The following is a 19,838-nucleotide window of genomic DNA, read 5'->3' as shown; positions in this document are numbered from 1 at the left end:
GGCTTTATTCTGGTTAGGAAAAAGCCTCTTAAAAATGGTTGATTGAAATAAGTATATATTACGAAATCCAACCTTTGGATTTTGAATGTTTGGAAAACCAAACTAAAAATATAGAAAATAAAATTATAGAAATAGTCATTCCTAAATTATCGGTATGCCCGTTTGCTAAAAAATAACCCATTTGTATAATTACGGCAATTAGCGATAAAGTTAATAGTGAATAGGCCCATTTTTTTCTGAGCAAAAGCGCTATACAACCTAGAGCACCCGAAAAAACAGCTATCGCAAAAACAGCCGTTAACCATGTTGGGTGGTTAGAAACAATATCTAATTGTTCTTGAGTTAATGCAGAACGCCATCGCTCTGTATTATAGGCTTGCCCTAAATATTGGTCAACACCCATGGCGTTCCAAGCGAGCGCAATTACACTCACAATCCAGAACCAAACTGGAGGTTTCGTGGAAGAATTTGTCATAATAAATGGTTTTTAGTTAGTTAAAAATATAATACAATGTATAAATTTTTTGTCACAATTAATAAAAGAGCGTATTTTTCCTTCTTCTAAAAAATAATAATGAACAAGTATTTTTATCTCATTTCCATTCAATATTTAGGCTATCGTTTTCATGGTTGGCAAAAGCAACCCGATGTAAAAACCTTACATTTAATGGTTGATAGAACGTTAAACTTTATTTTAGAAGGTAAACGTTTTAAGAGTTTAAGCTCTGGCAGAACCGATGCGATGGTTTCAGCTGAAAACGCGGCAATCGAATTGTTTTTATTTGAGCCCATTGAAGATTTAAACGCCTTTTTAGAAATATTCAATTATAACTTACCTCAAGATATCCGCGCTTTAGATATTAAGGAGGTTGATGATAAATTTAATATTATTCAGCACTCCAAAGTTAAAGAGTATCTGTATTTGTTTGCCTATGGACAAAAATGCCATCCGTTCTGTGCACCGATAATGACCACAATTCTCGATGATTTGGATATAGGTTTAATGCAGCAAGGCGCCAAACTTTTTGAAGGCGAAAACTACTTAAGAGCCTATTGTTACAAACCTACTGACAATGGTGTTTACAACAGGGAGATATTACTTTGCGAATTGGTTGAAAACACCATTTATAAGGCTAATTATTTTCCTGAAAAATCATACGTGCTACGAGTAAAAGGCAAAGGGTTTATGCGAAATCAAATCCGTTTAATGATGGGAACCCTCATTGATTTGGGAAAAGGAAAATTATCTTTAGACGATATTCGTACAAGTCTACTTCCAAATAGCACGGTAAAAATGAATTATATCGCTCCCGCTTCAGGGCTCATTTTAAATAAAATTGAATTTGAATAGCATTCAATTCTGTAATTCTTCTCGCTGTATCATTACATTTTAGCCATTTCTTTTAAATGAGCAAGCATTCATATCAAATGAACAAATTGGTATGCAGCTTATATTCTAATTTAGCAACAAGCAAGAATGAGTCAAAAATCATTCCTTTTAAAAATCTTTAAAATTAGTATATGAGTTATTTGAACATGAAAGAAGAAAAATTGTTAAAAGTCAATGGAACGTTGAGTTTTCCTTTAATTGATTCCCTTTTTTAAGTGTCCACTCGTCTTTAATAAAACGAATTAATAACTTAAAATTTCAACAAAAATGGAAACCACAATAACAGAAGCTTTTGATGCCATTGTAACAAAATTAAAAGATTGGCTATCAACCTTAATCGAGTATTTACCAAATTTCGGATTAGCGCTTTTAGTACTAATTACGGCATTTTTTGTAGCCAAATATGTAAATAAATACACTTATAAATTAGTCTCTAAAAAAGTTAAACAGGAATCTGTCGCTCAAATTATTTCTCGTATTTCGGCAGTAGTTCTCGTTTTATTGGGGCTTTATGTAGCCTTGGGTATTTTAAATTTAAGCAAAACCCTAACCTCATTATTAGCCACTGCCGGTGTGGCAGGTTTAGCCATTGGTTTGGCCTTGCAAAATACGCTTAGTAACACCGTAGCGGGTATTGTTTTATCGTTCAGAAAAAAAATACAAATAGGAAATTGGGTGGAGACCAATGGTTTTTCTGGCGAAGTGATTGATATTAATTTAAAGGAATTCGTTTTAAAGGAAGCCGATAACAATATCGTCATCATGCCAAATAAAATGATTTTGGAAAACCCATTGAAAAATTATTCGCTAACCACTAAAATGCGGGTTTCTATTGAATGTGGCGTGGGTTACGAATCGGATTTAGAGCAAGTAAAATCATTAACAAAACAAACCATTGCCCAAGCTTTTGACCAGGTTGAAAGCGAAGATAATGTCGAGTTTTACTATACCGAATTTGGTGGCAGCTCAATAAACTATTTATGTAGGTTTTGGATAGATGCAGAAAGTATGTTGGAAAAATTACGAGCCAAAACCACGGCTATAATTGAAATTAAGAAAGCCTATGATAAAGCTGGAATAAACATACCATTTCCTATTCGTACGCTTCAATTTGATAATAAATTGGCTCTTGAAAATTCTGAACAATCAAAGGAAATTTCAGAAAATTAAACAATAATTAAATATTAACGGCTTTTAACATGTCTCGTTAAAAAAGGTTAAAAAAACATCCATCATTAATTTATAGGACGTAATTTAATTAAAGACAACCAAACCTATTTTTAAATGGATATCATACAAATTCTCTAAAAACTAGAGTAGGTTTATTTTAAATTTAATAAGCTATTATCTTTTTAAAACAATCAATTTAAAACTAAAAATCATGAAAAAAATAATTTTAATATTAGCATTAGTATTTACAACATCTACAGTTTTTACAAGCTGTAGGGAGAAAAAAACAACCGATGAAAAAATAGAAGAAGCTATTGATAACATTGGCGATGAATTAGAGAATGCCTCTGATGATGTAAAAGATGCTGTTGAAGATGTAAAAGATGAAATCAAGGAAATAAAAGAAGAAGCAAAAAAAGACAGTGTTAAAAGTTAATAAACAACACTAAACCTTTTTTTAAACATTAAACTATAAACAAATATGAAAAATTTAATATATGTGTTTGCACTACTGTTTATTGGTAGTGCCATGGCACAGGAAAAACCAAAAGAAGTAAAACAAGAAACCAAGGTAAAAGTCGTTAAAACCAAAAACGACAAAGAAACCAAGGAGAAAAAAGTTAAAGTCATTACGCGCGAAACGGCCGATGTTAAACTTGACAAAAACGATAAAAATAAAGTTAATCAAAGCCGTGTAAACGCTACCAAAAAAGTAGAAAAAATGGTTATGGTCGATGATGACAACGATGCTGATTATGACATTTTAACAAAAGAAACATTTTTTGTTAGCGGCGATCAAACTTACAAGTTTACACCAAACGATAAAGGCTTCGACATTATATTTGATAATGACAATAATGAATTTGTTAAAATAGGAAAAGCATGGTCTACAAGCGCCAGTGGAAACTATATAATAAGAGGTGAGATGCACAATGGCATTGGCTATTTTGATAAAAATGGAAACTTTGTTGTTGAATATTTTGATGAAAACACAAAGCGCGTTAAAAAAATGACCTATAGCAAAGAGATTAATGAAATGAAATAGCAACATCTCTTGTTAAGATACTTATAAAAGTCCCGATTAATTCGGGACTTTTTGTATTTTAGAAACTCAAAAAAAAATTGGATGAGCACACAGGCATTAAAATTGGCATTAAACTTTTTTAAAAAACTGGAAAAAAACAACAATCGCGATTGGTTTAACGAAAACAAACCAGAGTTTAAAGCGATTGAAACTGAGATTAAAAAAATTTATAATTCGGTTTTAGAAAATCTAAATAAACACGACGAGATAGACAAACTAAAAATTTTTAGAATATACAGGGATGTTCGTTTTTCTAAAAATAAGCTACCATACAAAACCCATTTTGGAGGCTCGTTTCACAGAGCAAAGCCCAAATTACGTGGTGGCTATTATCTGCATATTCAGCCTAACAACGAGAGCTTTATAGCTACCGGATTTTGGGAGCCTGCTAAAGAAGATTTGTTGCGCATTCGCAAGGAATTTGAAATGGACGACCAAGAAATCCGGAATATAATTGAAAACAAATCCTTTAAGAAAGTTTGGGGAGGCTTAGTTGGCGACGAAGTAAAATCTGCCCCTAGAGGTTTTGATAAAGCACACAAAGCCATCGATTTAATTAAAAAGAAACAATATATTTTCGTTAAAAAATATACTGACAAAGATGTTTTAAACCCTGGTTTTTTAGACGATGTCAATGCGTCGTTTAAAGCCATTCGTCCGTATTTCGATTATATGAGTGATGTGCTTACTACCGATTTAAATGGCGTGTCTTTAATTGAATAGCTTTTTAAACCGCCGCTAACAATTCGGGTTTTTCAAACAATTGAATATGGCTTAACAAACGCTCCTTTACAATATGCATCATGCGTTTGTTTAAAGCCGAGGAGTTTTCAATGTAGATTAAATATTCTTCAACAGTAAAAAGTCCGATAATCATGCCTTTTACAGAGTTTCTAAATTTCATATCTTTTTGAATGGCATTTTCAATATAATCCATGCGCTTTTGTAGAGACAAATCATAAAAAACAGATTTATGTTTAACCACATAATTTTTAAAAACTTCAATAAGCAAATCATTTTGCAGCTTAATAACAGGGCGCAAAACTAAATTCTGAAAACGCTCATCCGCACTCATGTTATCTTTAATAGTTGTCGATGAAATTTCGGGGCGAATACTTTTTAGGTTTAATAATCGTGAGTTCATGGTTTAGGATTTTCATTAAATGTATCAATAATCAGCCCTTGTAATTATCAATACCTTTATTATTATCAACCGGGTTATTAACAATGAAGATTTTTCTATCTTTAAATAAAATTTAAAACGCCAAACATCAGCAAGTAAAATTTTGGGAAACAATAGATTAATCTTAATTATCAACATATTTTATTAAAAAATCAATTTCGAATTGGAATTTTTCTTATCGGTTCCCAATGGCAATCAGCAACAAAAATTATTATAAAAACTACAATTTAACACATGAAATTTCAAACAAGAAAATGGATTAAACCCGAAGATTTAAACCCAAACGGCACCCTTTTTGGCGGTCGCCTTTTAGAATGGATAGACGAAGAAGCAGCCTTGTTTGCCATTATTCAATTTGATAACAAAAAAGTAGTTACCAAATCTATGGGCGCAATCGAATTTGTAGCCTCGGCAAAACAGGGTGATGTTGTAGAAATTGGTATTGAAATCACCAAGGTTGGAAACGCTTATATCGCCTTAAGCTGTGAGGTTAGAAATATTATGACGCACGAAACCATAATTACCATTTCCAACATTATCATGGTTAATTTGGGTGAAGACGGGAAGCCCAAAGCGCATGGTAAAAACATCTAAATTCTAAACGAGCCAAAGGGTTGAAAAATCGTTTTAAATATTATAATCAATTCAGTTGTTCTGTTGCATAAAATTCAATTTATAATGCTTCTATTGGAAATTTTATAAAAATTCAATAACAGAGCGCCCTAAAGTTTTAAATAACTCTATTATACTATAAATTTGTATTCCTTACTAAATTATAAGATATTTTATGAGTAAAACATTGTTTGACAAAGTGTGGGATTCGCACGTTGTAAGAAAGATTGAAGGTGGGCCAGATGTGTTTTTTATTGATCGCCATTTTATACACGAAGTAACTAGCCCCGTTGCTTTTTTAGGATTAAAAAGTAGAGGCCTTAGTGTGTTATACCCCGAACGTACATTTGCTACGGCAGACCACAATACCCCAACTATAAACCAGCATTTACCAGTTGAAGACCCCTTATCGGCAAATCAACTAAAAGCGTTGGAAGATAATTCTAACGAATACGGTATCAGCCATTGGGGATTAGGGCATAAAAAGAACGGTATCGTTCACGTGGTTGGGCCAGAGAATGGTATTACATTCCCGGGCGCTACAATTGTTTGTGGCGATTCGCACACATCAACTCACGGTGCTTTTGGAGCCATCGCCTTTGGTATTGGAACTTCCGAAGTCGAAATGGTACTGTCTACACAATGCATCATGCAACCTAAGCCTAAAAAAATGCGCATTAATGTAAATGGGCAATTGGGTAAAGGTGTTACGCCAAAGGATGTGGCTTTATATATCATTTCGCAATTATCAACTTCTGGCGCTACAGGCTATTTTGTTGAATACGCTGGTGATGTTTTTGAAAATATGACCATGGAAGGCCGTATGACGGTATGTAATTTATCCATTGAAATGGGAGCTCGTGGCGGCATGATTGCACCAGATGAAACCACTTTCGCTTATTTAAAAGACAAACCACTATCTCTTAAAGGTGAAGCTTGGGATAAAGCCGTAGAACATTGGAAAACCCTAAAAACCGATGCCGATGCAACTTTTGATAAAGAATTGACCTTTAATGCCAGTGATATTGAACCAATGATTACTTACGGAACAAATCCGGGCATGGGAATAGGCATTTCTAAAAATATACCAAACGCCGAAGCTGTTGAAGGTGGCGTAGCGACTTACAATAAGTCTTTGAATTATATGGGATATAAAGAAAACGATGCCATGATTGGCAAAAAAGTAGATTACGTATTCTTGGGCAGTTGTACCAATGGTAGAATTGAAGACTTTCGTGCGTTTGCATCCATTGTTAAAGGCCGAAAAAAAGCTGAAAATATCACGGCGTGGTTAGTTCCCGGGTCTCACGAAGTTCAAGACAAGATTAAAGAAGAAGGTCTTTTAGATATTATTAACGAAGCTGGTTTTGTTTTAAGACAACCGGGTTGTTCGGCTTGTTTGGCAATGAACGACGATAAAGTACCTGCAGGAAAATATGCGGTAAGCACCTCCAATAGAAACTTTGAAGGTCGCCAAGGTCCAGGTTCTCGAACCTTATTGGCAAGCCCGTTGGTTGCAGCAGCAGCAGCAGTTACTGGTGTGGTTACAGACCCTAGAGAATTAATTTAAAATACAAAAGTAAAATATTAAGACGTTTTAAAACCTTGAATATTTAATATTGAACTTTAAACTTATAAAACATGGCTTACGATAAATTTACAACACTAACCAGTACCGCAGTTCCATTACCTTTGGAAAATGTTGATACCGACCAGATTATACCAGCACGTTTTTTAAAAGCTACAAAACGAGAAGGTTTTGGCGATAATCTGTTCCGTGATTGGAGATATAATAATGACGATACACCAAAAGAAAGTTTCGTTTTAAACAACCCCATTTATAGCGGAAAAATTTTAGTTGGAGGCAAAAACTTCGGTTCGGGTTCATCAAGAGAACACGCGGCTTGGGCGGTTTACGATTATGGATTCCGTTGTGTGGTTTCGAGTTTCTTTGCCGATATTTTTAGAAACAATTGTTTAAATGTTGGCGTTTTACCGGTTCAGGTTAGCCCAGAATTTTCAGAACAAATTTTTGAGGAAATCTACAAAGACCCCAACACAGAAATAGAGGTAAACTTGCCCAAACAAACAATCACCATCAAATCGACCGGAGCTCAAGAATCTTTTGAAATTAATAGCTATAAGAAAGAAAACATGCTCAATGGTTTTGATGATATTGATTATCTTCAGAATATGAAAGGTGAAATAGAATCTTTTGCTAATGATTTGATGTTGTAAATGGCAACACGACGTATAGAAATAATGGACACGACATTACGCGATGGCGAACAAACATCGAGTGTGTCGTTTTCTGCTTCTGAAAAGTTAACCATTGCAAAACTTTTACTGGAAGAATTAAAGGTAGATCGTATTGAAATTGCTTCAGCACGAGTGTCTGAAGGCGAACTGCAAGCCGTAAAAGATGTTACACAATGGGCCGCTGAAAACGGATATTTACATGCCGTTGAAGTATTGACTTTTGTTGATAACGGTGTGTCCATCAATTGGATGAAGGAGGCAGGTGCCAAGGTTCAAAATTTGTTAACCAAAGGTTCATTAAACCATTTAACCCATCAGCTTAAAAAGACTTCAAATCAGCACTTTAAAGAAATAGAAAAAACATTACGATTAGCTAAAGAGAGTGACATTGAAACCAATATATATTTAGAAGATTGGAGCAATGGCATGCGAAACTCTAAAGCTTATGTGTTTGAGTTTTTAGCGTTTTTATCAACGCAACCTGTAAAGCGTATCATGTTACCGGACACTTTGGGTATTTTAACACCTCAAGAATCTTACGCATTTGTAAAGGAAATAAAAGATAAATATCCCAATTTACATTTCGATTTTCACGCGCACAACGATTACGATTTGGGCGTTGCCAATGTAATGGAAGCTTTAAAGGCTGGAGCCAACGGTTTACATTTAACGGTAAACGGCATGGGCGAACGCGCCGGAAACGCACCCATGGCAAGCACTATTGCGGTTATAAACGATTTTATGCCAGGTGTTGAAATTGGTGTAAACGAAAAGGTTTTATATACCGTTAGTAAGCTGGTGGAGAATTTTTCGGGGGTTATGATACCTGCCAACAAACCGGTTATTGGCGCCAATGTATTTACGCAAACGGCTGGAATTCATGCCGATGGCGACAACAAAAAGAACCTTTATTTTAGCGATTTGTTGCCCGAACGTTTTGGTAGAAAGCGGCAATATGCTTTAGGAAAAGCATCGGGAAAAGCGAACATTCAAAAGAATTTACAGGAGTTGGGACTTCAGCTGGACGATGAGGATTTAAAAAAGGTTACCCAACGTATTATTGAGTTGGGCGATAAAAAACAGGTGGTCACCAAAGAGGATTTGCCTTATATTATTTCGGATGTTTTAGACAGGACTTATGAGGAAAAGGTAAAAGTGAACTCGTATGTATTAACACATTCCAAAGGATTAAAGCCTTCAACAACAGTGTCGATTAGTATTGAAAACGAGACTTTTGAAGAGCACTCTCAGGGCGACGGACAGTTTGATGCTTTTATAAACGCGATAAGAAATGTGTTTAAACGAAAAAAACTCGTGTTGCCCGATTTGATTGATTATGCGGTTAGGATTCCACCGGGGAGCCGATCGGATGCGTTGTGTGAAACCATTATTACTTGGAAGAATACAGAAAAGGAATTTAAAACCCGTGGTTTGGATTCCGATCAAACCGTTTCGGCGATTAAGGCCACCGAGAAAATGTTGAATATTATAGTAAGTTGAAAAGGATGAAGGATAGTAGAAGACCGAAGATGAAAGCTTATCTAATAAAAAATACGAATCACTTTAATTTAAAAGTGTGAGGGTTCCGCGTTAGGGATTGAGGCATTTGTTGAAGCTCCCCGACGGAGGAGGGAGCGACTGCCGAAAGCCCGACCGAAGCGTTTCCTGCAAGGTTTCTTTTTTAACCTTGTAGGTATAAAGTGAAGGGAACGCCCAACTTCTCGATACTATTCCAATACAAATTGGAATTACGCGAAGTGCCATTAAAAATAGAAATTTAAAATATAAAATAAATAATAATGAAATTTAATATTGCCCTTTTAGCCGGAGACGGCATTGGACCAGAGGTTATAGATCAAGCCGTAAAAGTTAGCGACGCGGTTGCCAAGAAATTTGGACACGAAATTACATGGAAACCTGCCTTAACGGGCGCCGCTGCCATTGATGCTGTTGGTGAACCTTACCCGGACGAAACGCATGCTGTTTGTGCAGCTTCGGATGCGGTTTTGTTTGGTGCCATTGGTCACCCGAAATACGATAACGACCCGAGTGCGCCTGTACGCCCGGAACAGGGTTTATTGAAAATGCGTAAAAAATTGGGCTTGTTTGCCAATGTGCGACCAACGTTTACATTTCCGTCGTTATTGGATAAATCGCCCTTGAAAAAAGAGCGTATTGAAGGAACCGATTTGGTGTTTTTGCGAGAGCTTACCGGAGGTATTTACTTTGGAGAAAAGGGGCGAAGAGACAACGGTGAAACGGCTTATGACAACTGTGTTTACACGCGCGAAGAGGTACAACGTTTAGCGAAAAAAGGCTTTGAATTGGCCATGACACGCCGTAAAAAATTATGCTGTGTGGATAAGGCCAACGTTTTGGAAACCTCGCGTTTATGGCGTGAAACGGTGCAAGCAATGGAAAAAGATTATCCGGAAGTGGAAGTGAGCTACGAGTTTGTTGATGCCGTAGCGATGCGTTTGGTACAATGGCCAAATAGCTACGATGTGCTGATAACCGAAAACTTGTTTGGTGATATTTTAACGGATGAAGCATCGGTAATTTCAGGTTCGATGGGGTTGATGCCATCGGCTTCTATGGGTGCTGATATTGCTTTGTTCGAGCCCATTCACGGATCGTACCCTCAAGCCACGGGACAAAATATTGCCAACCCTATGGCAACGGTTTTATCGGCTGCTATGATGTTTGAGACTGCTTTTAATTTACCCGAAGAAGGTAAAGCCATTAGAGATGCTGTAAATAAAGCATTAGCTGAAGGTGTAGTTACCGAAGATTTGGCTGAAGGTGGAAAAGCCTACGGCACCAAAGAAGTAGGGGATTGGTTGGCTGCAAATATCTAAAAAACAATCACTTAGATTGTTGTTTTAAAAAAGGATTTAGTAATTTTATACTAAATCCTTTTTTTTGGGAATCTCTTTCAGTATTAATTTAAATAATAGAAATTATGAAACTATTAAAAATTACCATGCTGTCCCTTTTCTTTTTCGCAACCTATACATTTCAATCGCAAAATATTGCTGATTTCACATCAGTAACACCGGCATCACAAACGGATCAATTTGTAATTCCGTCATCTCACAAGTTTCAAAAGATTATAGAAACGGGAGACCCCTTAACAGCAGGTGGTACCTTTAAAGTAAAACCAGATTTTACTGCTTATGTTCCCATTGCTGGAAGTAGCACAAATGGTTATTTGAGTATCAATTCAGAAGGAAGTATATTGACTGATGGAGGAGGAGGCGTACAAATATTAGATATCAATTTTAATGCAACTACTAAATTGTGGGAGACACCCGCTTCTGAAGATTTAAACTTCGCAGCAGTTGGTGGTACAGCAGCAAATTGCTCCGGGGCAGTAACCGCTTGGGGAACAGTTATTTCTTGTGAGGAGGTTGCATATAATGAAGGAGGCACAGGGTTAACAGATTTTAATTTTGATGGTTATAATGATATAGGTTGGAATATTGAAATTAATCCAGCAACAAAAACAGTAATTGGCAAACATTGGGCTATGGGTAATTTTAAGCATGAAAATGTTGCTATTCATTCTAATAACCGAACAGTTTACCAAGGAGCTGATGATACCGTTGGGCATGGCTTCTTATACAAATTTGTAGCAACCAATCCTCAAGATTTAAGTGCTGGAAATCTATATGTGTTTTCGGGCTCTAAAAGCGGTGCAGGTTCATGGATATTAATTAATGACAGTACAAATCCTGCTCATCAACTACCAGCGCATCAAAACATTACTAATGAATTGAGTTTAGCAGCCGGAGCTACTGAATTTGAAGGAATAGAAGATGTTGAAATTGGTCTAGACGGCATGATTTACTTTGCTGTTAAAGGTGCTCCAGATCAAAGAGTATATAGGTTTTCAGATTCTGACCCACTTGAAGCATCTGCTTCGACTGTTACTATGGAAACATATGTTGGTGCTATGAGTTATGATATTAATGATGGAATTAGTACTACATCAGTAGCTTGGGGAGGAGGCAATGATAATTTAGCTTTTGATGGAGACGGAAATCTTTGGGTGCTTCAAGATGATAATTCTGGAAATAAACAGTTTTATATTTGGGTTGTTGAAAACGGACATACACAAGCGAGTCCACAAGTTGAGCTGTTTGGCATTACACCACATGACGCTGAACCCACAGGTATTACATTTACGCCAGATTATAAATACTTATTTATGTCGTTTATGGCTCCAAATCCAACCAATGTGGCTAATCAAACTGATGCAGCTGGAAACATAGTTAAATTTGATAAAGGTACTAGTTTGGTGATTGCATTATCGGAAAATTTAGGATCATCTCTTTCTACTGATGATAAGCAATTTGATAAGGCCTATACATTTTTTCCAAACCCATTAAAGGCATCAAAAGATTTAATAATAAAAGGCAATCAAATTAATAACATCAAACTATATTCTATTTTAGGAAAAAAAATATTAGATGTTGATTATAATAGTTTGAATGAAGTAAAACTGAATCTTAAAGATGTTAAATCTGGTCTTTATCTTTTTAAAGTGAATGATAAAGCTGCTTCAAAATTGATTATTAAATGACATAGTTAATAATTAAACTTAAAATAGCCCGTAAATTTTGTTTTATGGGCTTTTTGCATTTTATAACATATCACACCAACCAGACAATCCCCATTAATAGGTATTACCAATACAACTATCTTATATACAGAAAGTTGTCTATTTGAAAGAAAGTGTTGTTATTAAAAAATCCAAGTAGAACCTTGAATGTTTAAAAGCTAGTCTTTAAACGAAGTGTTGCTAGGTAATTCAAAAATTTCCAAATCGAAATAAGGAAGTGCCGCGATAAGATGATCGAAAACATCGGCCATAATATACTCGTAATTGGCCCATCGTTTGTCGCTGCTAAAGGTGTATATCTCTAACGGAATACCTTGCGTTGTTGGCGCTAATTGGCGCACCATAATCATCATATCTTTATTAATGGCCGAATGGGCTTTTAAATAGGAATCGATATATTTTCTGAAAACCCCAAAATTAGTCAAGTTTCTGCCATTTATCAGAAGTGCTTTGTTGATATCGTTTCTTGTATTGCTGCTTTTAATATCAGCTTGTCTGCTATTTAAATACTCGGTAATCAACTGTACTTTCTTAAGCTTTTCAACCTCGTCATCAGTTAAATATTTGATTGTATTTTGCTTTATAAATAGGGCTCTTTTAATTCGTCTGCCACCGGAATCCGACATACCTCTCCAGTTTTTAAACGAATCGGAAATCAAGGCATAGGTTGGAATTGTAGTAATGGTTTTATCGAAATTCTGCACTTTAACCGTCGCCAAGGTTATTTCGATAACATCGCCATCGGCACCGTATTTTTCAAAAGTAATCCAATCGCCAATACGCACCATATCGTTTATGGACACTTGAATACTGGCAACAAAGCCGAGAATAGTATCTTTAAAAATCAATAAGATAACCGCTGAAATGGCGCCCAATCCGGTAAGGAATTTTAGGAATGGAATGCCTGTAATTACAGCAATGGCCGACATAAAGCCCGCTATCCAAGCAAAAATCATGAACACCTGTATATAGCTATCAATGGGTTTATCCTTTAATCGCGGTAAGGTTTTTAGGTAGTCCTTTAAGGTGTTTAATATGCTTCTTACAATCCAAAGTATTAAAACGATAGCGAATACTTCCAAACTTTTTTTGATGAAGCTTTCAAAATCTGGAAAATCAACAAATACAACGGGCACATATTCTATAACAATTAATAAAGGGATAATGTGCGCGATATTTCGAGGCGCTTTGTTGGCCACCAAAATATCATCGAATTTGGTTTTGGATTTCGCTGCAAATTGTGAAAATGTGCCTCTGAGCAATTTCCTGATAACATAATCAATAATAGACACCACAACTATTAAAATGATTAACAGTGCCAACATGTTTAAGTATTTGGCAAGCGTTTCAGAGGTTCCTAAAGCCACTAAATAATCATAAAAAAAGTGTGTGTACTCCGTATCCATTTACTTGGCAGCTTTTAAATAGTTTCTGTCGACATAAAAGGTTCCGAATGGAATGATAGAGGCCAAAAGCACCACCGCAAATTGTTTGTTATTCCAAGAAAAATCATTCTTAAAAACAAAAGCCAAAGCGATGTAAGCAATGAATAATATACCATGTGGCATACCCAAAAGCTTTACGTATTGCGGATCGTGGGCTAAATACTTAATGGGTGTGGCTATAAAAAGCAATAAGATATACGATACACCTTCTAATAGGGCAATCACCCTGAACACGTTGATAAAAGAAAACATAGACACTTAATTTTGCGCAAAAATAGCACAGAAAAGTGGATAAACAGTACAATTTAAGAGAATTTTATAATGCGTTGAAAATGATTAATCCGTAGATAAGAAAACGCAGCAAACGCAAAGAACCATAGAGCATCACACTTCTAAACGGAAACTTAATCAGGCCAGCCGCAATACATGAAATTGAAAAGGGTAGTGGTAGCAAAGCCCCAACTACAATTAAAAAACCGCCCCATTTTCGGGAGTTTTTAAGTTGTTTTTCCATTTTAACTTCTAAATACTTGTGTACCCTGGGTGTTTTGGTAATGCTACGTCCCATCCAATAGGCCAAAAGACCACCGCTATAAGATAATATGGCCAATAAAAACAAATACAGCCAAGGGGCATACATTTTTCCTGCCCAAGCGATAAAAATCTCTGGCGGTATAAGGCCTAAAAGGGTTTCTGAAACAAAGAAAAAAGATAAAACGCCAAAAGCGGGCAATATTTCGGTAAGTCGCGTTAATGCGGCATTGATATCAAAGAAATGATTTATAGCATAAACCGCAATAACTATAGCCACAATGTATGGTGTTGCTTTTTTAACAGCTTGCCAAACAAAAGTATAAAAACCAGTATATGTATAATACTGGTGCAATAATTGCAACCGGGATTTTTTATCCTTAGATTTTTCTTGCGATTCGGGCTTCATTTATTTTATGCGATAATTAAAATAGGGTGCAAATATACAACACGCATTTTTCTTATGAAATATTTTTTTATTAAGAACTTGTTAATTCATTGGTACGTTGGTAGTTATAGAGCATTTGAAATATTCTATTTTACATAATGTAAATTATAGAACATACAATAACAATTAGTGTCATAGCGTTTTTGGGCGCTATTTAACTTAATTGCAGATATAATGTCTTTAGACTTATATCGATCCTATTTATGACAAGCTAATTGTGGCTTCGTAACTATAGTTATATAATTGTTCAAAAAATAAATTTATATATAAAAAAACAAAGAAAACAGTAAAGAGAATTTTACGAGTTATAACAAATCAAAGCTAATTTTTATGCCCTGTATCACCATACCTGTTCCTATAATGGCAATAACCAATCCCATTATTTTACCAATTACAGAAATAACGTTATTCCCCACTATTTTTACAATAAGGTCGCTGGCTCTAAATGTTAAATAGGTAATTAAACTAATACTGCCGAATATGGCAATTACTAAAAATATATGGATGGTTTCAACGTTAGAAACAAAGTTCATGGCTGTAACAATGGTACCGGGTCCTGCTAAAATTGGAATGGCCATCGGTGAAACCGCAATATCTTCTTCGGTATCTACTTTTTTAATGCTTTTCACATTAGATTGTTTGGATTGTAGCATCTCAAAACCAATAAAAAAAATTAAAATACCTCCTGTTATTTTAAAAGCGGGAATACTGATATTAAAGAGTTCGAATATGTATTTTCCTAAAAGAACAAATACCGTAACAATAATAAAAGCTATAATATTTGATCTTTTGTTAATATCCCTTTTTGCTTCTTTATCATAACCTTGGGTTAAAGACACAAAAACGGTCATGTTTGAAATGGGGTTGGTAATGGCAAAGAAACCAGTAAAAACGGTGATTGAGAATGTAATTAAATTATCCACTTTTATTTTAAGATTTGAATCGCAAAGAACTTAAATTTCATCTGTTTGAACTACTGAAAATTTACATTATTTCAAATTACTTTACAATGTATTGAAATTTAGCGTAATTTCTACATTATTTTAATTTAAGCTTAGCCTTCCCTACGCAAAACCTCTAAAGGCGAACTCCTTAAAACCGTTTGAATATTACTTAATCCAATGCCTAAAACCAACAAGGTAATGCCTGGTAAAAAAACCACAAATGGCATCACGGAAGGTAAAAAAGGTTCTTGAAATACAAAAACCGCTAAACACAAGCTGCTTAGTAACGCCAATAAAATGCCTACCAAGCTGCCTAAAAGTCCTAGAAACACATATTCAAAAGCTGTAATTTGTAAAATTTGTTTGTTTTTGGCACCTAAGGTTCTCAGTAATACACTTTCTTTAATACGTTGGTATTTGCTGGTTCGTACCGAACCTATTAAAACAATAATTCCCGTAAGGATGCTAAAAAATGCCATAAAGTTAATAACCCACGATACTTTATTTAATATATCTTCAACAAAGCTAAAAACTTGTCTTAAATCTATTATGGACACATTAGGAAATTTACTAACCAAAGTGTGCTGTAAGTCTGCGGAGACCCTCTCGTTTGGAACTGAAGTTGTTAACACATTAAATTGCGGCGCTTCTTCTAAAACCCCTTTAGGGAAAACAATGGAAAAATTGAGTTGCATTTGTGCCCAATCTACGGCACGGATACTACCAACTATTGTTTCTATTAAAACACCTTGGATATTAAAAACAACGGCATCTCCAACGGTAATATTGGCGTCAGCTGCCAAATTATCGGAAATGGAAATCACTATGGGATCATTGGCATTCAATTTAGGTGTCCAAGTTCCTTTTATGATGACTTCGGAAGCTGTAAGCGTATCGCGATAGGTGGTTCTAAATTCATGGTTTAAAACCCAACGTCTGGTTTGAGGTGCCCTATCTTGACGAATATCATTCACCAATCGGCCCTTAATACTATGCATGCGCATGGTAACCAACGACATATTATTAAGTAGCGGTAAGTCTTTTGCCGTTATGCTTTGTACCACTTTACTGCGCTGTTCGGGCTGAACATCTAAAATAATCATATTTGCATTTTGTGTGGTCTGCCCTAGTTCGACTTTCGATAACAAAATATCTTTTGTAAAATATAAGGTGCTTATTAAAAATGTGCCTAAACCAATAGCCACTACCAAAACCACCGTTTGATTGTTTGGTCTGAATAAATTAAGCAAACTTTGGCGTGCTGTAAAATTCCAATGTTTTGGAAAAAACCGTTTTATCATTCTAATATAGCCTAAAGCAACACCTGCTAAAAGGATAAATGTAATAACCGTAGCCACAACAAATGCAAAAGCGTAAAACAGATTTTGAATCAACCAAAAGGCGAATAAAAGCAAGAATACCAAAATAGCACCATATACCAAAAGACGTATTTTTAGTGGCTCTTGTACAGCATTTTCATCAACACGCAATACATCTAATGGCGATACATACCACGTTCGGAGTAATGGTAAAAGTGCAAATAAAACAGACATAAATAGTCCTAAGAATACACCTATAAATAACGGTTGGGCAGAAATAGAAATGTTTAATGAAAAGGGTAAAAAGTCTTTTAACAAATACGGAAATAGGCTTTGAAGTCCAATGCCAATAAGAGAACCTACTAAACCACCAATAACACCAATGCCCGCAATTTGAATCAGGAAAATAATAAAACTTTGAAGCCGAGAAGCACCCAAACATTTTAAAACGGCAATGGCTTTTAATTTCTCTTTAATATAAATACTTACTGAACTGGCAATGCCAATACAGCCTAAAAGTAAAGCGATAAAAGCAGCCAAATTCAAGAATTTACCAACATTTTCATAGCGTCTTCCTAAGCGCCTTGTGGCATCTTTATGTGTTTTAATGTCCGCATTTTCAAACTCCAAAAGTGGTTCTAATTTGTTTTTAAACGGATTTAAATTTAAAGTATCGGAAGCTTTATAGAAGTATTGGTATTCTTTGCGACTACCAAATTGTATGAGGTTTGTAGCTTCAACAAATCGATAAGGGATAACAACAGGTGGCGCCATCGCACTCGAAAAAGAAGAGCTTCCCGGAATTGATTTCAATGCGCCGGAAATGGGCAATAATATGTCGCCAATTTTAATAGAATCGCCAGGTTTTACATTAAATTGAAGCATTAACGCCGCATCCACTAAAGCACCTCCCGATGTTTGATAAGCATTTGCAGCTGCTTCAGGAAGTGTTTGAGCTTTACCATAAAAAGGGAAATCGCCTTCCAAACCACGAACTTTAACTAGTTTAGTGCCTCCTTTTTTAGGAAAAGCCACCATAGATACAAAATTGATTTCGAAAGCATCAGGTTTTAATGAATCGATAATCGCTCGGGCGCGCTCCGTTGGTTCTTGCCTGGAGTCGATGATATAATCGGCCCCCATCATGGTTTTGGACTGACTTTGGATGTTATCTCTTAAATTGGTACTGAATAATTGAATGGAAACCACTGCGGCAATACCCAGAATAATGGATGCCATAAATAGCAACAGGCGTACTTTACTAGCTTTAGCATCGCGCCATGCCATTTTAAAAAGCCAAGTGATTTGTAAACTTTGTTTTAGAAAATTGTTTTTCACAGGAGGCTGGTAGTTTGGTTGCTTACTATTTTTCCACCTTTAAGCCTTAAAATTTGTTGTGTTCTATGGGCTAATTCCAAATCGTGGGAAATAATAACCAAAGTGGTTCCGTTTTCTTTATTTAAATCGAATAACAATTGAATGACTTTCTCGCCCGTTTCTTCATCCAAATTTCCAGTGGGTTCGTCAGCAAATAAAATAGAAGGTGCATTTGCAAAAGCCCGAGCTAATGCCACTCGCTGTTGTTCGCCACCAGAAAGTTGCGACGGATAATGATGCACTCTGTCTCCTAAACCTACTTTTTGCAACAAACCCATACTTTTTTTTGTGGCTTCCTTAGAGCCTTGTAACTCTAAAGGCACACTCACATTTTCAAGTGCTGCAAGTGTGGGCAACAATTGGAAATTCTGAAAAATAAAACCCACTTCCCTATTTCGTAACTGTGCGCGTTGGTCTTCGTTTAAAAGGCTTAAATCTTGTCCGCATAATTCCACAGTACCCGCATTGGGTTGGTCCAATCCGGCACAAAGCCCAAGCAATGTTGTTTTTCCACTTCCTGATGGGCCAACAATGGAGAACGTTTGGCCTTTTTCAACATCAAAAGAGATATCGTGTAAAACAGTTAATTGTTTGTTGCCACTGGTGTAAGTTTTCTCTAACCCAGTAATCTTTAATATCTTTGACATGTAATTTTTATTTTAAAATACTGACTTATGTCCATGCTTCAAAATTATCAAATGCATTTAACTGTACCAACTGGAAAAGCGGCTAAACTCTTAAAGTTTTGTTATTTTATTTTATTGGTTTTACTGGTGTCTTGTGGAGAAACTAAAACAAAAAATACAGCGGAAACGAAACAAGATTTAGAGCAAGCCAAAGACACGTTGGTAAAAAACAAGGCAACAAAAACGATTTTATGTTTTGGAGATAGCATTACGGCAGGATATGGTTTAGATGATGTAAATGATGCATATACCGGTGTATTACAAAAACGTATTGATTCGTTAAGTTTGAATTATACTGTGATAAATTCGGGTGTAAGTGGCGAAACTACTGCTGGCGGAAAAAGCAGAATTAATTGGGTGATAAAACAGAAACCTACCATTTTTTTATTGGAACTTGGTGCCAACGATGGCTTGAGAGGTGTCCCATTAACAGAAACACAATCCAATTTACAAGCCATTATAAATGTGGTTAAGGAAAAAAGTCCAGAAACTACTATTATACTTGCAGGTATGCAATTACCACCAAATATGGGACAAGATTACACTACAAAGTTTAGAGCCATTTTTAAGGATGTTGCAACAAAAAACAATATAGAATTTATTCCTTTTATTTTAGAAAATGTAGGTGGTATTGCGTCTTTAAATCAAAGGGATGGTATTCATCCAAATAAAGACGGTCATAAAATAGTAGCCAATAACGTTTGGGAGGTGTTAAAGCCTCTGCTTTAATAGCTTTATGTTTTTTTTGAAGCTAAAATAGAATTAA

20 protein-coding genes are annotated in these 19,838 nt (G+C 35.5%); 12 read left to right on the top strand and 8 right to left on the bottom strand.

The window, feature by feature from the left end:
• Positions 1-58: 58 nt before the first annotated feature.
• On the bottom strand, positions 59-475 hold the full coding sequence (locus RNZ46_RS15115) for a hypothetical protein (protein ID WP_316983004.1): 417 nt from the start codon (positions 473-475) through the stop codon (positions 59-61).
• A 99-nt stretch (positions 476-574) separates the two neighbouring features.
• Between RNZ46_RS15115 and RNZ46_RS15110 the strand changes: the two genes are divergently transcribed.
• The 5 genes from RNZ46_RS15110 to RNZ46_RS15090 all read left to right on the top strand — a co-directional run bounded on the left by RNZ46_RS15110 (position 575) and on the right by RNZ46_RS15090 (position 4,367).
• Positions 575-1,351: a tRNA pseudouridine synthase A gene (locus RNZ46_RS15110; protein ID WP_316983003.1), complete on the top strand. Its 777-nt coding sequence runs from the start codon at positions 575-577 to the stop codon at positions 1,349-1,351.
• A 306-nt stretch (positions 1,352-1,657) separates the two neighbouring features.
• Positions 1,658-2,560, top strand: a complete 903-nt coding sequence (locus tag RNZ46_RS15105; RefSeq protein WP_316983002.1) for a mechanosensitive ion channel family protein — start codon at positions 1,658-1,660, stop codon at positions 2,558-2,560.
• Between the two features lie 211 nt (positions 2,561-2,771).
• The gene (locus RNZ46_RS15100; RefSeq protein WP_316983001.1) at positions 2,772-2,996 is read left to right on the top strand and encodes a hypothetical protein; all 225 of its coding nucleotides are present in this window, start codon (positions 2,772-2,774) and stop codon (positions 2,994-2,996) included.
• Positions 2,997-3,041: 45 nt separating this feature from the next.
• Entirely contained in the window at positions 3,042-3,605 is a 564-nt protein-coding gene (locus RNZ46_RS15095) for a hypothetical protein (RefSeq protein WP_316983000.1), read from the top strand.
• Between the two features lie 81 nt (positions 3,606-3,686).
• On the top strand, positions 3,687-4,367 hold the full coding sequence (locus RNZ46_RS15090) for a DUF2461 domain-containing protein (RefSeq protein WP_316982999.1): 681 nt from the start codon (positions 3,687-3,689) through the stop codon (positions 4,365-4,367).
• 4 nt (positions 4,368-4,371) lie between these two features.
• Here RNZ46_RS15090 and RNZ46_RS15085 read toward each other — a convergent pair whose 3' ends face one another.
• Complete coding sequence (locus tag RNZ46_RS15085) at positions 4,372-4,788, bottom strand: glyoxalase (RefSeq protein ID WP_316982998.1); 417 nt, start codon at positions 4,786-4,788, stop codon at positions 4,372-4,374.
• A gap of 273 nt (positions 4,789-5,061) precedes the next feature.
• On the opposite strand from RNZ46_RS15085, the gene RNZ46_RS15080 reads away from it, so the two are divergent.
• From RNZ46_RS15080 to RNZ46_RS15055, 6 genes are all read left to right on the top strand, one after another.
• Positions 5,062-5,421, top strand: a complete 360-nt coding sequence (locus RNZ46_RS15080; RefSeq protein WP_316982997.1) for an acyl-CoA thioesterase — start codon at positions 5,062-5,064, stop codon at positions 5,419-5,421.
• 193 nt (positions 5,422-5,614) lie between these two features.
• Complete coding sequence (gene leuC, locus RNZ46_RS15075; protein WP_316982996.1) at positions 5,615-7,009, top strand: 3-isopropylmalate dehydratase large subunit; 1,395 nt, start codon at positions 5,615-5,617, stop codon at positions 7,007-7,009.
• A gap of 71 nt (positions 7,010-7,080) precedes the next feature.
• Positions 7,081-7,677, top strand: coding sequence for a 3-isopropylmalate dehydratase small subunit (gene leuD, locus RNZ46_RS15070; protein ID WP_316982995.1), 597 nt, complete (start codon positions 7,081-7,083; stop codon positions 7,675-7,677).
• The gene (locus tag RNZ46_RS15065; RefSeq protein WP_316982994.1) at positions 7,678-9,198 is read left to right on the top strand and encodes a hydroxymethylglutaryl-CoA lyase-like TIM-barrel protein; all 1,521 of its coding nucleotides are present in this window, start codon (positions 7,678-7,680) and stop codon (positions 9,196-9,198) included. It abuts the gene before it with no gap.
• Between the two features lie 299 nt (positions 9,199-9,497).
• Positions 9,498-10,556 (top strand): 3-isopropylmalate dehydrogenase, encoded by a 1,059-nt coding sequence (gene leuB / locus RNZ46_RS15060; protein ID WP_316982993.1) that lies wholly within the window; start codon positions 9,498-9,500, stop codon positions 10,554-10,556.
• A 125-nt stretch (positions 10,557-10,681) separates the two neighbouring features.
• The gene (locus tag RNZ46_RS15055) at positions 10,682-12,283 is read left to right on the top strand and encodes an alkaline phosphatase PhoX (RefSeq protein WP_316982992.1); all 1,602 of its coding nucleotides are present in this window, start codon (positions 10,682-10,684) and stop codon (positions 12,281-12,283) included.
• A gap of 197 nt (positions 12,284-12,480) precedes the next feature.
• On the opposite strand, the gene RNZ46_RS15050 is transcribed toward RNZ46_RS15055, so the two are convergent.
• The 6 genes from RNZ46_RS15050 to RNZ46_RS15025 all read right to left on the bottom strand — a co-directional run bounded on the left by RNZ46_RS15050 (position 12,481) and on the right by RNZ46_RS15025 (position 19,033).
• Positions 12,481-13,728, bottom strand: a complete 1,248-nt coding sequence (locus RNZ46_RS15050) for a mechanosensitive ion channel family protein (RefSeq protein WP_316982991.1) — start codon at positions 13,726-13,728, stop codon at positions 12,481-12,483.
• Positions 13,729-14,019, bottom strand: a complete 291-nt coding sequence (locus RNZ46_RS15045) for a DUF3817 domain-containing protein (RefSeq protein WP_316982990.1) — start codon at positions 14,017-14,019, stop codon at positions 13,729-13,731.
• A gap of 64 nt (positions 14,020-14,083) precedes the next feature.
• Positions 14,084-14,707: a YqaA family protein gene (locus RNZ46_RS15040; RefSeq protein ID WP_316982989.1), complete on the bottom strand. Its 624-nt coding sequence runs from the start codon at positions 14,705-14,707 to the stop codon at positions 14,084-14,086.
• A 344-nt stretch (positions 14,708-15,051) separates the two neighbouring features.
• Entirely contained in the window at positions 15,052-15,669 is a 618-nt protein-coding gene (locus tag RNZ46_RS15035; RefSeq protein WP_316982988.1) for a MarC family protein, read from the bottom strand.
• A 131-nt stretch (positions 15,670-15,800) separates the two neighbouring features.
• Positions 15,801-18,296, bottom strand: coding sequence for an ABC transporter permease (locus RNZ46_RS15030; protein WP_316985003.1), 2,496 nt, complete (start codon positions 18,294-18,296; stop codon positions 15,801-15,803).
• Between the two features lie 47 nt (positions 18,297-18,343).
• Positions 18,344-19,033, bottom strand: coding sequence for an ABC transporter ATP-binding protein (locus tag RNZ46_RS15025; protein ID WP_316982987.1), 690 nt, complete (start codon positions 19,031-19,033; stop codon positions 18,344-18,346).
• 27 nt (positions 19,034-19,060) lie between these two features.
• Between RNZ46_RS15025 and RNZ46_RS15020 the strand changes: the two genes are divergently transcribed.
• Positions 19,061-19,801: an arylesterase gene (locus RNZ46_RS15020; protein WP_316982986.1), complete on the top strand. Its 741-nt coding sequence runs from the start codon at positions 19,061-19,063 to the stop codon at positions 19,799-19,801.
• Positions 19,802-19,838: the final 37 nt, after the last annotated feature.

The organism is Hwangdonia lutea (genome assembly GCF_032814565.1).
Taxonomy (GTDB): domain Bacteria; phylum Bacteroidota; class Bacteroidia; order Flavobacteriales; family Flavobacteriaceae; genus Hwangdonia; species Hwangdonia lutea.
The sequence above is the reverse complement of the archived record's forward strand: the minus strand, read 5'-3'. Positions and strand labels throughout refer to the sequence as shown.